Below are 15,444 nucleotides of genomic sequence, written 5' to 3' on the forward strand. Positions count from 1 at the left end.
GAATTAGTATATTGACATGCATTCCTTTAAATTCCGGTCAAAAAAAGACAGCTCCCTACGCAATAAGGAGGCTGTCTTTTTTCGATTTAACACTTAATAATTAGATAGAATTCTCTTAATTACTACAACCTCGAATGGCGCTATCATCCACTCCCCTATCAGGTCTATGCTTCGGGTAAGCGCTGACCAATCCGCTCCTAAAGCAGGTATAGCCTTAGTATCAGCCATAAAGTTCATTACAAAGAGATATTGTTCATTAGCACTTGTACGTGCTGTAACATATACTCCCTCAGGCATACCCACATCAACAGCGCGCTCTAGAGCAAGCTCCTGCACCAAGTCATGATACAAGTCATCATAAAACTTGGGTTCAAAATGGCTCCCAATATGATACGCTTGACCTAAGCCATAGTGGTTACGAGTAACTACAGGGTTTCCGACATAAAAATCATCCGTATAAACCATCAAGACTTCCGCGCCCTGCAGATGAACTTGATCACATAGTTTCGAGCAGGAATAATCGCCTGCTAATGCCTGACCTTCCCCCTGCCCAATAACCCGTCCACCGTTATGCTCGTGATCATACAAGCCATCGATTTCTTCACTAACGATGCCCACAACTTCCGTTAACTGATGCGGCGCATGACCTAAATGAACAAGGTCGTTCTCATTCACAATGCCACTCCAGTAAGTCGTTACAAACGTACCACCTTGCTCCACAAAATGGCGAAGTTTCTGCTCGAAGCCAGCTCGCTGCATGTACAACATTGGGGCAATCACCAGTTTATAGCCATCGATTTCACATTCCATATCCACAAAATCAACGGTAATTCCTTGCTCCAATAAAGCGCGATAATGGGCTTGTACTTCTTCCTTGTAGCCCATGCCCGTGTTTCGTGGTCCTTGTGAATCCTCAATAACCCACTTATTCTCCCAGTCATATACAATTGCAACCTCGGCAAGCATCTCTGTGCCTGCCACCCCTGACAGCTGTGCAAGAAGACTTCCAAGCTCGCTCACTTCCTGGAATACTCGCGTATTCGAACTTCCGTCATGAGAAACGACCGCACCGTGGAACTTCTCACTTGAGCCGCGGCTTTTGCGCCACTGGAAATACTGTACGGAGTTGGATCCGTGAGCAACAGCCTGCATGGAAGATAGAATATGCATCCCCGGCTTCTTAAGCTTCGATACACTCTGCCAGTTGGTGCTGCTCGGAGAGCTTTCCATCAGTAGAAATGGCTGTCGTTTAATCGAACGCATCATGTCGTGCCACATCGCTGTATCCACTGCAATATCGATATCGTCTTTCTTATGCCATGTCAGGTAATTATCCCAAGAAACAATATCTACACTGTCCTTGAACTTGAAATAGTTCAGCCCATCGAAGTAATACATAAAGTTCGTCGACACCGGAATGTCCGGGTTACTCACCTTCACTGCAGCAATCTCATGCTGCATAAAATTTAGAGTCTGGTCGGTGACAAATCGCTTCCAATCCAGATTCATGCCGTGTGTAGCATTCTCCCCATGCGGTGCAGGCGATTCGATTTGCATCCAATCCGTGTATTTATGACTCCAGAACGTAGTCCACCACTGCTCATTCAAACGATCAATTGTCTCATATTTTCTTTGTAACCATGCACGGAAAGCCTCTTGGCATAAGTCACAGTGACACTCTCCTCCGTATTCATTGGAAATATGCCAGAGCTTTACGGCAGGATGATTCGCATAACGAACAGCTAACTGACCGTTCAGATTTTCAATCTTCTCCCTATATACCGGCGATGTATAGCAATGGTTGTGGCGTGCACCATAAAGGTTCCGTTGGCGGTTTGCCCCTACCCTCAGCACTTCAGGATATTTCTGTGCCAGCCAGGCTGGACGAGCGCCGGATGGAGTCGCTAAAAAGATGGAAATTCCACGCTCATATAGCTTGTTGATCACGGTATCCATCCATTCCCATTGATAGTGCCCCTCTTCTGGCTCCAAAGCAGCCCATGAGAATATCCCAACCGACATCACGTTACAGCCTGCCTGTACCATCAATTGAATATCCTGCTCTAAAACTTTCGGATCATGCAACCACTGCTCCGGGTTATAATCCGCACCATGCAGCAACCGATCCTTGAATCTTGATTCCATCCCAATCACCTCGACTTGATCACTTCACGGATCCTAACATTCCTTGGACAAATTGCTTTTGAAGCAAGAAAAAGATAAATACAGACGGCAATGTCGTAATGACGATGGCTACCATAATGATGCCATAATCCGGATTATAAGATGATGCTAACGAAGAAACGACCAGCGGCAGCGTTTTTTTGTCTTGTGTCTGCAGTGCGATCAAAGGCCACAGGAAACTATTCCAATAGTTCATGAATGTTATGATGGCTGCCGCGGCGAAAGTTGGCTTCATCGTAGGCATATATATCCGGGTGAATAATTTCCATTCACTTAATCCATCTACACGACCGGCCTGCAGAAGCTCTCGTGGAAACGACTTTGTATTCTGCAGGAAAAAAAAGATCATAAACGCTGTCGTAATGGAAGGTAAGATTACCGCTGTCGGTGTGTTTAGCAATCCCATCTCGCTAAACATACGGAACAATGGAATCATTACGGCTGCAAATGGCATCATCATAGACAACATAAGTAGTCCGAATAGCCGGCTCTTACCCTTCGATTGATAAATTTCAAAGCCATATCCGGCCATAGAGCTCAGAATTAGTGTCCCAACTGTTCCTACAATGGCGATGACAGAAGAATTAATAAATGCTGAGCCTAGGTTCGTCATATCCAGCAATCTTTGAACATTGACCATAAACATGGAACCGAAGCCAAACTTCCCTTTTAATATATCTGAGGAGCTGTTCGTCATCCCCATAATCATCCATAGAAACGGAAATAAGGAGATTAAGGATGCCGTGAGCAGAAACAAATGAACAACAGCTGTAGTAAGTTTTCTCACTGTTTCTCTCCTCCCACTTTAAGCTGTACCAGGGCAAGAACGGCAACCATAATAACGATTGCATAGGATACGGTTGCTGCATAACCAAAGTTCGGCGTATATACGAAAGAAAGGTTATAAATGTATTGCGAGATCGTCATCGTCGAATTACCTGGCCCACCGTTTGTAATGTTCACGACTTCATCGAATAATTGCAAGGTCCCATTCGTGGAAATAATGGCTGTAAACAAAAGAATCGGTTTTAACATCGGTATGGTAATCCTGAAAAATTGACGAGGTTTAGATGCTCCATCAATGGAAGCAGCCTCGTAAATACTAGGGTCAATATTTTGCATTGCCGACAGATAAAAAATCATATTGTATCCTGTCCATCGCCACGTTATTGCTACAATAATGACTACACGGGCCCAGACTGGATCGATGAGCCATGCCACGGGCTCTTGAATCATATGCATGGATAAAAGCATCTTGTTCAAAATGCCATCCACGGCAAAAATACTCTTAAACAACACCGCATAAGATACGAGCGACGTTACGCAAGGAAGGAAAATAGCCGTTCGATAAAAACCTTTAAAACGCAGTTTCGGATTATTCAGTAAATGAGCAATCACTAGCCCAAGCATAAGCATGATCGGCACTTGTATGATGAGATACAGCAGTGTATTGAGCACGGCCTGCTTAAACATAGGATCTGAGAATAAGCGGATATAGTTGTCGATGCCTACATAGTGATAGACAGTGCCTTTGCCTGATTGAAAGGACAATAGCAATGATTGAAACATCGGATAGAAGCTGAATATCAAGATAAGCGCTGATGGGAGGGCAATAAACTGCCACCCCATCAGCGATGATTTATTCCATTTTCGTTCCATGGATTACCACCTGCTAACTTTTTATTTATTGCACCTGTTGTTCAAACAATTTTTGAATGTTAGCCAAGCTTTGTGTCAGGTCTGCTCCTTGGAGAATGTTTGGAAGCTCATTCTTCAACGCATCTTTAGCTTCTTGTGTGTACATCCCAAGCGTAATACCCGGCACTTCTGTAGACCATTTAGTGAAATCCTGATAAATCGCTTGTCCACCGAAAAATTCCGACTTCTGAGCGTAGGCTTCACTGGAGAAAGAAGGGATATATGAACCCACACCGCCATTCTCTTTTAGGAAGCGCTCGTAGAACTCACTGCTGCCGCCGATGGTCTTCGCGAGGAAATCAATAGCTAGATCTTTATTTGCACTGCCGTCCAATACGAACCAGCTAGATCCACCTTCATTAGATGCATTCACTCCGCCATCTACTTCAAGTCTAGGAATCGGTGCTACCTTCCATTTTCCGCTTTGATCTTTAGCATCCATGATGGAAGATACCTGCCATACTCCGGATACAACAGTCGCAACATCTCCAGCGTTAAAGCTACCAACGAACTCGCTCCACCCCGTTACCGGTTTAGCAATACCAGAATCTGCAATGGCTTTGTAGATTCGAAGCGTTTCGGACATGGCCGGATTATCTACGAAATTCCCTTTATTCTCAGGAGTAATGTACCAAGAGCCTGCAGATTGCAGCAAAATGGATGTTAGAGCTTCGTCGTTCGGATTAATCGTGGCCATGTACTTGCCCGTTTTCTCCTTCACCACTTTGCCGATCTCAATATACTGATCCCAAGTAATATTCTCTAGATCTTGTTCCGTGTAACCGGCCTGTTCCAAGTAATCCGACCGGTAGAACATCCCCGTCACCCCGATATCGAACGGAACACCGTAAATTTTATTATCGATGCGGAGCGCATCCACTTTATATGGAGAGAACTGCGTAAAATCAACTTTGTCCGTAAAATCGGCAAATGTATTTGGATAAGCTGTCACATATTTTTGGATGTTCGGATCATTCACCAGGATGATATCGGGAAGTCCATCCTTCACGCCAGCAGCCAAGTTTGTATTCAACTTTTGCTCCAAGTCTGCTTTTGCCATATCAATGACTTCAAGTTCGAAATCTGGATGCTCTTTCTTATATAAGTCTTCAGCAATTTTCAGAGCGGCACCATTAAAGGATGGGTCCCACGCCCATGCTACTACCTTTTTCTTCGAACCATTCCCTTGTTCCGCACTTTCCGATTTACTAGAATCCGAGCTTGACGACCCACAGGCTGCCAAAAGCGAAGCTGTCATTGTAACGAGTAGTAATACGGAGAGAAACTTCATTTTCATGCTATACAACCCCTTTTTCTATTTGCGTAAACGCTTTCTATACTGCACTACTATTGTAAGAAAATCGGCTTGGGTCTGTATAAGCTTTATTCTCTTTCCTGTAGCAATAATTATTGCTTTGACTCCTAATGAAAACGTTTTAATAGTAAAAATTTCGGATTCTAGTATTTATTTTTGCATATTATGGTCATTCGTTGTGAGCCATATGCATTTATTTTAGTTTGGTATATGATGAAGAAAATAGATTTTGCTATCGAGGTGTTACCCATCATGAATGAGAGCTCAACCATTTACCGTGTTATGATTGTTGATGACGAAAGCATCTTACGTACAGGAATTAAACATCTATGCAATTGGAGCGAATATGGCATTGAGATCGTAGCTGAGGCATCTAATGGACAAGAAGCATTGGAGCACATGGACAAGGCTCAGCCTCACGTTGTCATTACAGATATTGTGATGCCAATAATGGACGGTGTTGAACTGACTAGAATGATGCGTAAGCAGTACCCTGATATCAAAGTGGTTGTACTCAGCAGCTATAGCGAGTTCGACTACGTTCGAGAAGTATTCAAATATGGCGTTACTGATTATTTACTAAAGCCGAAAGTAGCAGCCGTCGAGTTAATCTCTTTAATACAGTCTCTTTGCGGCGATCTTTCTCCTGAGCGGTTCGAAGCGCACCTAGAAGATTTCGATCCTGCCTTAATGCTCGGGCAATTACTCGGACCAGATATGTATCACGATAATGAGACGGAAAATGATTGGCAAGAATGGAAAAATCATTTTCCCTATGAGTTTTTTCGTATGGCAGCTGCCAGCACGAGCATCCTATTAACCAAAACCAATTGGACCCAAGCTCAGGTCGAGCAAGTTATCATTGAATTGGCTCAAGAGCATCTAAGCCCTTTAAAGTATGCCTGCGTATTTCTTAAAAATGAATGCCTTTTAATGATCAACTATGAAGATAATCAAGCTGAGGACGTACAGATTTGTATGAGTCTTTTTGCGAAGCAAGTGATGGCATCGCTTACATACATCAAATTTGTACTTTCCGATCCATTTGAAGACATGTCCCAGGTCCAGACAGCGCACAAGGAATTAATGTCTTATTTAGGTAAACTTTTATATTTTCCTGACAATCCTTGTGTCCTCGCACGTGAAATCAAACTTGAAAGCGATTTAATTGATTTTGACCAAGCTACGTTCACATCGGCACTACGATCTCACGCCATTAATGATGCTGTCGCTCAGTCCCAGGCTTTTTTTGCGCAGATAAAATCTACACAAGCGTATGAAGAGTACAGCCTCAAAAGATTGTGCCAAAATATAATCTACTACGCTATATGCACACTAGAACAAATGAAATATCCCCTAATCGGGTTAAGTACTTCCAAGTTAAAGCTCTTTAAGAACATTGATCTTGCCTTTGATTTAGATGAGCTTGAAAAAATTCAGATTCAATTTTTAGAAGGAATAAAAGCCTTATCGCAACATGTAGATCCGCAGTCAGTCGTACTACATCAAATCTATGAATATGTGAATCAAAATTACGCTAATGAATTATCGTTATCTGAACTTGCAGACAAATTTCATATGAATTACAGCTATTTGTCTTCTTATTTCAAACAACGAACGAACGAAAACCTAACAACCTATATCAATCGAGTCCGGACTGATAAAGCAAAAGATCTTCTGCAAAATCATGAATTGTCAGTCTCCCAAATTAGTCAATTAACCGGATTCTCGGATCATAATTATTTTTCCAAAGTGTTCAAAAAAATGACCGGCATGACTCCTGTAGAATATCGCAATTACATCCCACAATAAAGACAGGTGAACTTCATGCTGCGAAAAAATAGTATCTTCATTAAAATTCTCATGTTAATGGTATCCAGCATCATTATTATTTCTATATTATTAATGCTTGCCTCCTCCTACATTTCGGAACGGATCTTGCTTGAGCAAATTGTACGGAGCGCTTCGGCTAATATGAATCTGATGAAGGATGATTTGCTCAGCTACAATGATCAAGTAGTCAACACTATGCTGCAAGTCAACCGAAGTGCGGAGTTCAAAGATTACATTACAAAACCTGCGAGCACCTCCCTTGAGGAGATTAAACTTGTCATTGCACTAGGTAAATATATGGATCTATACAAGGACTATCTTAGCCCGGAGAATTCACACATCATCGTCTCAGGTATCCCTGGTGAAGGAGGACGTCATTACTCAAGCAACTCGTTGAAGTGGGACAAGATTCCCCAGGACTTCGTATCTAAGTTCATGAACATAGATGGTCAAGTCCAGAACCGGATTCAATATTTCAGCAGTCTCGATCTATTCTCGGAATCTGTCCCTTATGATAATTACTTGTTTGCCTTCAAACCGTTAATCGAGACAAGTACAAGTCACATGTACGGTTATGTAGCTGTCGTTATGGATGAACAAAACATTTACCAGAAATATAAACCCTATATATCAAACGGCATTCATATTTCACTCATTTCCTCGGACGGCACCGTGCTATCCAGCAGCACCAAAGAGCATATCAGTACCAGAGATTCAGCGCTGCTCTCTATTGCAGAGAGAACCTCCGAGAAACAAGATGGGGTTTGGTCGGATATGGAAGGGAGGCAGACCTACATTTCTTATTTTTTGCCGGAATACAACGCCTATCTTGTAGAAGAAATCGACCAACTTATCGCGTTTGCTCCACTCTACAATATCTCATATGAAATACTGAAAGTAGTTCTCTTCATCCTGATCATCAGTATGTTGTTGGTCTACTCTCTCAGTCGGCGAATTACGCGCCCCTTGGACAAACTCGTCAAGACAATGCAAGCCTCCACAGGTGATAATTTAAAACCACAGCCACTACAAGAGGATGGCAGCTATGAAACTAATGTATTGACCAAGGCATACAACCGCTTCATCAAGGTCATTGATCAATATACCGATAAGCTTGTATTCGAACAGCAGGAGCGCAGAAAAGCAGATTTAAACGCGCTGCAAATGCAGATTAATCCTCATTTTCTGTACAATACACTAAGCTCTATTAAGTATTTGGCCAAAATGAATCGTATAAACCAAGTCGATGAAACCATCAACAGCTTGATCTCCATGCTCCAGAGCACGCTCGGTTCCACAGAGGACCGTGTTACGATTCAGGAAGAAATCGAAACGCTAAAGCATTACGTTTTCATTAAGCAAATTCGTTACGGTGATCAGATTCAGGTGCATTATGAGGTAGAACAAGATTGTTTGCCTCTTATGGTTCCAAAGCTAATCCTTCAACCTTTTGTTGAGAATTCATTCTTCCATGCCTTTGCCGGCAAGCCAGGGGGGAATATTCATATCTTCATCCGAAAGCTAGATGATATCTTAATTATCGAAGTCATTGATGACGGAGTTGGCATGTCAGCTGTAGAAGAACAAGTGAATGAACATAAGCGCCAACATTTATCGGGTATTGGAATCAACAACGTCCACAACCGGATTCAATTATTGTTCGGATCATCTTACGGAGTACGAATCGAAAGTGAACCCGGCTATGGAACAAGCATCCGAATCACGCTTCCCTTAATGGATAGACAAGAACAAGGAGCTAGCCAATAATCCATACGTTTGAGCCTACTCTCATCCAAATACAGCATCATTTTACCAAAAAAGGTCACCTGCCTACCGTTCATTTCAGACATATGAAATTTTACAATAAAGGTAAGTACCCAAACGTCAAGATCAATCCTAGCGCTTGGAGTCGAAGAAGGACCGATCTCTGTCCTAATCAGACTAAAAGGAGAGTTTACTAGATGGTAAATGAACTGCAAGCAGATGTTGTCATTATCGGAGGCGGTACAGGAGGCACAGCAGCTGCACTCGCTGCCGCGAAATCAGGAAAGAATGTCATTATGACCGAGGAGACTGAGTGGATCGGCGGTCAGCTAACAAGTCAAGCCGTACCACCTGACGAACACCCATGGATCGAATCATTCGGTTGTACACGAAGCTACCGGGAATTTCGTGACGGTGTCAGACAATATTATGCGCGCAACTTCCCCTTAACAGCGGAGGCTAGAGGGAATGCTCACCTGAATCCCGGAAGTGGAACTGTCAGTCGTCTATGTCATGAGCCACGCACTGCTTTAGCCGTGTTGAACGACATGCTCGCTCCTTATATTCATAGTGGACGTTTAAAAATCATGCATGGATATGTATTAGAGAAGGCCGAAGTTGCTGGAGACCAGGTCGTTAGCGTGACCGTCAAAAATATATTGAGGCATCATCAGGTTGTCTTACATGCACCGTTCTTCTTGGATGCGACCGAATGTGGAGATCTTCTTCCGGCGGCAGGCATCGAATACGTTACTGGTGCTGAATCAAAAGCACAGACAGGCGAACCTCATGCTGTCGATGGGGATGCACAGCCGATGGATATGCAGGGCTTCACCTATTGTTTTGCAGTGGACTACCTTCCGGATGAAGATCATACCATCAACAAGCCTGAGCAGTACGAATTTTGGCGTGATTATAAGCCTGACTTCTGGCCAGACCATCTACTGAGCCTTAGCGGCGTCAGACCTGCTACAATGGAGCCGGTACGATATGAAATTTTTGCAGATACAGATAAATTCTCATTGTTCCAGTATCGACAGATCTTTGATCCTTCCCATTTTGACGAGAGTACCTTTCAAAGTCCGGTTTCGCTTGTGAATTGGCCGCAGAACGACTATTGGTTAGGTTCTATCATCGATGTAAGTGATGAAGAGCGAAATCGTCATCTGTATAGCGCCAAGCAGCTAAGCCTCTCCCTTCTCTACTGGCTACAGACCGAGGCACCTCGTCCTGATGGAAAAATAGGATATCCCGGTTTAAGACTACGTGCCGATGTCGTGGGCACGGAAGATGGTCTGGCGAAGTATCCGTACATACGTGAATCACGCCGAATTCAAGCGGAATTCACGGTGCTAGAGCAGCATGTGTCCACAGCTAGTCGCCCCGATGGTGTAGCTGAAGCGTTCCACGATACCGTAGGCATCGGCTGTTACCGTATTGATCTACATCCAAGCACAGGTGGTAAGCCATATATCGATATTTCTTCTCTTCCATTTCAGATCCCGCTTGGCAGCTTGATTCCTAAACGGGTGACCAATGTACTCGCAGCGTGCAAGAACATCGGTGTCACACATATCACAAATGGCTGCTATAGGCTCCATCCCGTGGAATGGAACATCGGAGAAGCAGCCGGGTACTGTGTAAGCTACTGTCTGGATCGAAAGCTGATTCCTAGCACCGTTCGTAATAATCAAGTTGAGTTATCACAGTTCCAGCAGAGATTGGCTGAGGAAGGGATCGAGCTGCATTGGCCGTCCGTATACCCTGTCTAATATTCACAAAAGGCTATCCCATGAAATGGGATGGCCTTTTTATGTGTGGTGATGGCTCTTAACATGAGTTCCACTCCATCATTTGTTGCAATATAAAGAGCTGTTCCTTAGCAAAAGAATCCACTAAGAAACAGCTCCCGCTTCCTTCTATCTCATAACATACGATCAATTGTTCATAAATCCTGCTGTCTGAAGCATTCTTGTCAACACGACCGCTGCCTCGGCTCTAGTTGATGGTGCCTGTGGAGCGAAACGGTCAGCTGAACGCCCTTGCATAAGCCCTGCCTTAACCGCTGAAGCAACTGCGGATTCTGACCATGCTCCAATCATTTCCGAATCCTTAAATCCACTGAGCGTCTCTTTCCCATCTGCTGTAACAAGCTTGGTTCCCGTCATTTCGAGTGCGCGTATTAGAAGTGCACTCATCTGCTCGCGTGTAATCTGCGCATTTGGGCGGAACTGCCCGCTTTGAAAGCCTTCGATGAGTCCCTTACCAGCAGCCGTTTCTACAGCAGAAGCGTACCAGTCGCTTGGCTTTACATCACTGAACGTGCTGACCGACGAATGATCCAGCGGTTTCATTCCGAGTGCGCGAACAAGTAGTGATGTGAATTCCGCACGAGTAACTGGACGATCCGGTGCGAACTGGTCTGAATTCACACCTTCAATGAGTCCCTTTGAAGCAAGAAGTAAGATATCCTTCTCCGCCCAGTGGCGGCTTACATCATTAAACGTCTTCGTCCGTTTCACAACGCTCAAGACTCCATCATCGGATAAGATGAGTTCAATAGTTCCATTCTTTCCAATAATGGAAGGAACGAAAGCTACACGATCTAGATCCAGGTCATATCGAATTGCCGATGCTACAGCTAGGTCTGTCTTATCTTGCAATGACAGAACTAATTTCGCATATCCTCCAGTAAATCCCGAGAATTCTATTTCCTTCTCGCCCTTCTTCAGTACGATTTGCAAATCAAGCGTATGACCGATCCTTGAAGCCCCTTCTAGTAACAGCTTAGCGTTTAATTTCTCTTCTTGCTGATTCGGTAACGTACCGAACCTCACGGACAACATATCCGCATTCTCCCCTGAGGATAACGCCTTTTGTAACGAAGCTAATGGGAGGTGAAGCACACCGAAAGGTGTATCCATTACAATTTCACCAGACTTCAGCAATTTCATTGCCATATTTATTCCGCTAACAGGAAGATTGACCTGAGCTCCCTCACCTGCTTCCTTGAGCGTATACTCTATCTTAGCTGAAGTCCCATTCTGTTTAGCTAACTCTTCAATTTCTTTCAACATACGCTCCAGATTAACATCCGCGCGAGTAACCATTCGGCCATCTTTTAAAGCTTCCTGTTTAATGACCACTCGTTCCGGAAGAGCAGGAGACGTGGGTACAGAAGGCGTTCCTGATGTTGCAGAACCACCTGAACTACCTGAATTGCCGGAACCGTCTGGATTACCAGGATCTGTTCCCCCTCCACTAGATGTTCGAACAATATCCAGTGATTTGCTGTTCGTCTTCATCTGATCTACGTATACGTCAAATGTGACTCTATTGGAACCCGGTGAAAGAGAAATAGAAGCTGTAAAATCCCCGTTAGCCTTCACCGTAGCAGGTTGACCGTTAAACTGCACGGTTGCCGTACCCGTTCCGAGCACTTCCACATGTCCTTCTACAATCACTGTGCCATTCGCTGTCTGTTTTCCTTCATCATCCATAAGACCGCTAAGTACTGCGGATCTTACCTGATTGCCTTTGTCATAAGCATTAGCAACACGCTGCCTTAGCGTCCTTGTTCCTGAAGGATCTACAGTGGAAATAACGAATCCACCCTGTGGAATAATGCTATTATTCTCTTCTGGAGAACCCCAGCTCCACTTGATAGCCTGATTTCTATTCACAACACGTGTAACTTCACCCGAAGCATCAACAACGACTTCTACACCAAAACGATTCGTTCCGGTTGAATAACCAAAGTCTTCGGTCATGACATTGACATTACCCTCCACCCGATTCACATTATAGAAGTTCCCCTCCATAAATTCATTCGGATTCTCCGGCAGGCTCATCCCAAGCTGATAATCCTTAACCCACTCCCGATCCTGCAGGGCAGCTGTAACGATCGGCCAGTTAACCTGGGAAGCGTCAAAGAGCATCAACCCGTTCGTTGTGCTTAGTCCCGCCTGAAATACTTCCCGCTGCATTGCCGGTGTCTGTACATTAGTCAGTGCGATACCCGCATATAACGGTATTTCACCGTTTGTTACGATATTCCCCAGTGTAATGTATTTCTTAACTTCCTGACTCGTAGTTTGATAAGCACCAATCATCAGGAAATCCAAATATTCAATGTAGCCTGTTTCGTAATACTCCGGTGTGTAAACAGACTCATCTAATAATCCAAGCCTTGGATCATAGCGGAAATTCTTGCTGCCCCAGTTTACACCATTCAAGAAGTATGTCTCATACCAAGATCCAACGTAAGAGGAGACTTGAATATTCCGACCAGATTCCACTTCATAAGAATCAACGAGATCTTTTACCTCTCCAAAAAAACTCTGGATCGTTCCGGATCTAAACTCCCACCAGTCTTGAATGAGTGGTCCATTAACTCGAACATTATTCTCATAATAAAAGATATCGTTAGGCCAATTGACTAACTGCTTGCCTCTATCCGCTAAGAATTGTTCGAATTTAGCACGTGTCTCATCACTGAAATCGGCTCCCTCATTATCATATCGACCGCGGTCATGCACGACACCGTCAACGTCATAATTTCGAATAATCTCCTCGAACGTCTTTAGCTCATAATCTCTAACCTCATCATTCGATGGGTTCACAAAGGCAACTAATCCCTGCTTAGCACTTTCCCGAAGACGCTTAATCTCCCCGTTATTCTCTGCAAAATGAACACGTTCTTCCCAGTCCAAATGATCATTAAGTACTGCAAACTCTTGGTGTGCTATGGATCCCTCAGCGAAAACATTGATCGCCGCATGAATTTTTAGGCCAAGTTCATGGCCATACGTTATGAACTCTTGGAGCAGATCCAGATCAGGACTTGCGCCAGCTTTTTCCGGGGCTTTAATTTCGCTCACGTAAGGACGACCTGTTAGGTTATTCTTCTTATAGGAGACGAAGCCCTCGACGCCTTTCACATCAAATACTACAGACGTCACGCCGCCTTTTTGGGCTTGCTCTAAAAATTCCTTAACGTGTTCCGTAGTCCGAAACTTCTTCGCGTTTGCAGCTTGGTCAACCCATAGAATCACTTCTTTGTCCGGTTTAAATCCAGGTCTGTTGAAGACCACAAGACTGCGTTTATCCTGCTCAATCTCATTCTTCTGTACAACGACATCAATGTAATTCGTACCTGCCTCAAGTGAGAATGGATAGGAAAAAGTCCCGTCCTCGCCATAAGGAACTTCTACATCGTTAATCATCAGTTTGGTCGATGCGGGATCATCCATATTGTCAATTCTCCCAGTTACAGGCGTTTGACTTTCGGTGACAGTATACATCGGGGCATTCTCAAGGACTAGCTTTGCAATCAGACCATTTCCACTCATTAGATCTTGAACCTGTACCACTTCACCGTTCTTTCGAAGCTTAATGACATCGCCGACTTTAAATTTCTGAGCCAAAAAACGCTTGATATCATTCCCTGCATAGCTGTTATCTTGTGCCATAAGTACATATCCACCTTCCGGAATCGGAAGATCGGTTGGTCCTGCCCAGACCGGGGGCTGCCCATTAATAGATGGGTTGACGACACTCAACACACGATTATTACTATCTACCTGAACTGCTACATTCAACTTAGGAACTTGAATGGATGAGCCGTAATCGGTAGTAAACAAGGCAATAATATTGGAAATACCATTGACATCTTGATCAATGTAATTCAACTGCTTCCGTGGGCCTTGAACACCAATCGTAATATCAATTGGAGCCGCTTCAACTTCAATGTAATCCTCATTTTGATCCGAACTATCATAAACAACATTTAGCGATACTAAGGCTAATTCTTCTTGTCCATCGACAAGGCGAACTGTAATGACGTTAGATCCAGGATCTAGATACATATTCGCTCTGAAGCTACCTCCTGCTGTAATAGGTGTCTCCTTCTGATTAATCATAATTTTCAACTCTGCATCCTCCGTATAGTTCTTCACATAACCACTAACTTCAACGAGTGGGATAGTAACAATCGTGTCTGTCTGTGTATTCATCACTAGCTCTGGTTTTAACTGAGATTCTCCGTCCGGATCTGGACTTGGCTCCGGACTCGGTTCAGGCTCTGGATCCGGATTCAGTACAGGTAGCTTCTCAAAATCCACAGCTGTTACTTCAGTTTCACCGCGCATAAGTTTAACTTGATCGCCGACTCCATAATATGCAAATAACAACTTCAGATAAGCTGATTCTTCCCAAGAGGCCCCTCCTGCCATAACAACATAGCCTCCATCTGGAATCGTTACGTCTGCATCAGCGCTCCAATCCGTTGGGGGATCAGCATTCGGCCCATATTTCTGTTGTATAACTCCAGAAGCATCAACAACGAGAGCTACATGTTTAGAAGGAATGAGTACCTGATCATCGTATACGTCAGCGGTAACCCTACCTTTACTTGTAAACACCGCAAGGTAATCATTCTTCTGTAAGAGACCATCCTCGTCCGTATTCATGTCCGTTAGCATCAATCGCTGCGATCCATCTTGAGAAACGAGAGTTACAGGAGCCAATTCCGATTCGTCATACTCGCTAACCTGTGCAGCAATATGAGGTGTCCATGAGGTTACTAATGAGAGGATCAGAGTCACGCTGAGAAAGGTTGCCAGTCTTCTCCTTAAATCTATTTTCATAAC

8 protein-coding genes are annotated in these 15,444 nt (G+C 43.9%); 3 read left to right on the forward strand and 5 right to left on the reverse strand.

What is annotated here, in order from left to right:
- Nucleotides 1-93: 93 nt before the first annotated feature.
- Genes AC3WJJ_RS07750 through AC3WJJ_RS07765 form a run of 4 tightly spaced genes read right to left on the reverse strand, consistent with a single transcriptional unit; the run spans nt 94 to nt 5,179 of the window.
- Entirely contained in the window at nt 94-2,145 is a 2,052-nt protein-coding gene (locus AC3WJJ_RS07750) for a beta-galactosidase (RefSeq protein ID WP_492539363.1), read from the reverse strand.
- 19 nt (nt 2,146-2,164) lie between these two features.
- Nucleotides 2,165-2,971 (reverse strand): carbohydrate ABC transporter permease, encoded by an 807-nt coding sequence (locus AC3WJJ_RS07755; protein ID WP_492539365.1) that lies wholly within the window; start codon nt 2,969-2,971, stop codon nt 2,165-2,167.
- On the reverse strand, nt 2,968-3,843 hold the full coding sequence (locus AC3WJJ_RS07760) for a carbohydrate ABC transporter permease (RefSeq protein ID WP_492539367.1): 876 nt from the start codon (nt 3,841-3,843) through the stop codon (nt 2,968-2,970). Before AC3WJJ_RS07760 ends, AC3WJJ_RS07755 begins: the two co-directional genes overlap by 4 nt.
- 25 nt (nt 3,844-3,868) lie before the next feature.
- Nucleotides 3,869-5,179: an ABC transporter substrate-binding protein gene (locus tag AC3WJJ_RS07765; protein ID WP_492539369.1), complete on the reverse strand. Its 1,311-nt coding sequence runs from the start codon at nt 5,177-5,179 to the stop codon at nt 3,869-3,871.
- A gap of 270 nt (nt 5,180-5,449) precedes the next feature.
- Between AC3WJJ_RS07765 and AC3WJJ_RS07770 the strand changes: the two genes are divergently transcribed.
- The 3 genes from AC3WJJ_RS07770 to AC3WJJ_RS07780 all read left to right on the forward strand — a co-directional run bounded on the left by AC3WJJ_RS07770 (nt 5,450) and on the right by AC3WJJ_RS07780 (nt 10,566).
- Nucleotides 5,450-7,009: a response regulator transcription factor gene (locus AC3WJJ_RS07770; protein ID WP_492539371.1), complete on the forward strand. Its 1,560-nt coding sequence runs from the start codon at nt 5,450-5,452 to the stop codon at nt 7,007-7,009.
- 15 nt (nt 7,010-7,024) lie between these two features.
- On the forward strand, nt 7,025-8,797 hold the full coding sequence (locus tag AC3WJJ_RS07775; RefSeq protein WP_492539373.1) for a sensor histidine kinase: 1,773 nt from the start codon (nt 7,025-7,027) through the stop codon (nt 8,795-8,797).
- A 194-nt stretch (nt 8,798-8,991) separates the two neighbouring features.
- Nucleotides 8,992-10,566 (forward strand): FAD-dependent oxidoreductase, encoded by a 1,575-nt coding sequence (locus tag AC3WJJ_RS07780; protein ID WP_492539375.1) that lies wholly within the window; start codon nt 8,992-8,994, stop codon nt 10,564-10,566.
- A gap of 165 nt (nt 10,567-10,731) precedes the next feature.
- On the opposite strand, the gene AC3WJJ_RS07785 is transcribed toward AC3WJJ_RS07780, so the two are convergent.
- Nucleotides 10,732-15,441, reverse strand: a complete 4,710-nt coding sequence (locus AC3WJJ_RS07785) for an S-layer homology domain-containing protein (RefSeq protein WP_492539377.1) — start codon at nt 15,439-15,441, stop codon at nt 10,732-10,734.
- Nucleotides 15,442-15,444 lie beyond the last annotated feature (3 nt).

The organism is Paenibacillus sp. FW507-14B1B (assembly GCF_058781425.1).

Excerpts from the sequence above, each read along its gene's own strand:
- AC3WJJ_RS07750 (WP_492539363.1), bottom strand. The coding sequence starts at position 2,145 with ATGGAATCAAGATTCAAGGATCGGTTGCTGCATGGTGCGGATTATAAC.
- AC3WJJ_RS07780 (WP_492539375.1), top strand. The coding sequence starts at position 8,992 with ATGGTAAATGAACTGCAAGCAGATGTTGTCATTATCGGAGGCGGTACA.
- AC3WJJ_RS07760 (WP_492539367.1), bottom strand. The coding sequence starts at position 3,843 with ATGGAACGAAAATGGAATAAATCATCGCTGATGGGGTGGCAGTTTATT.
- AC3WJJ_RS07765 (WP_492539369.1), bottom strand. The coding sequence starts at position 5,179 with ATGAAAATGAAGTTTCTCTCCGTATTACTACTCGTTACAATGACAGCT.
- AC3WJJ_RS07770 (WP_492539371.1), top strand. The coding sequence starts at position 5,450 with ATGAATGAGAGCTCAACCATTTACCGTGTTATGATTGTTGATGACGAA.
- AC3WJJ_RS07775 (WP_492539373.1), top strand. The coding sequence starts at position 7,025 with ATGCTGCGAAAAAATAGTATCTTCATTAAAATTCTCATGTTAATGGTA.
- AC3WJJ_RS07785 (WP_492539377.1), bottom strand. The coding sequence starts at position 15,441 with ATGAAAATAGATTTAAGGAGAAGACTGGCAACCTTTCTCAGCGTGACT.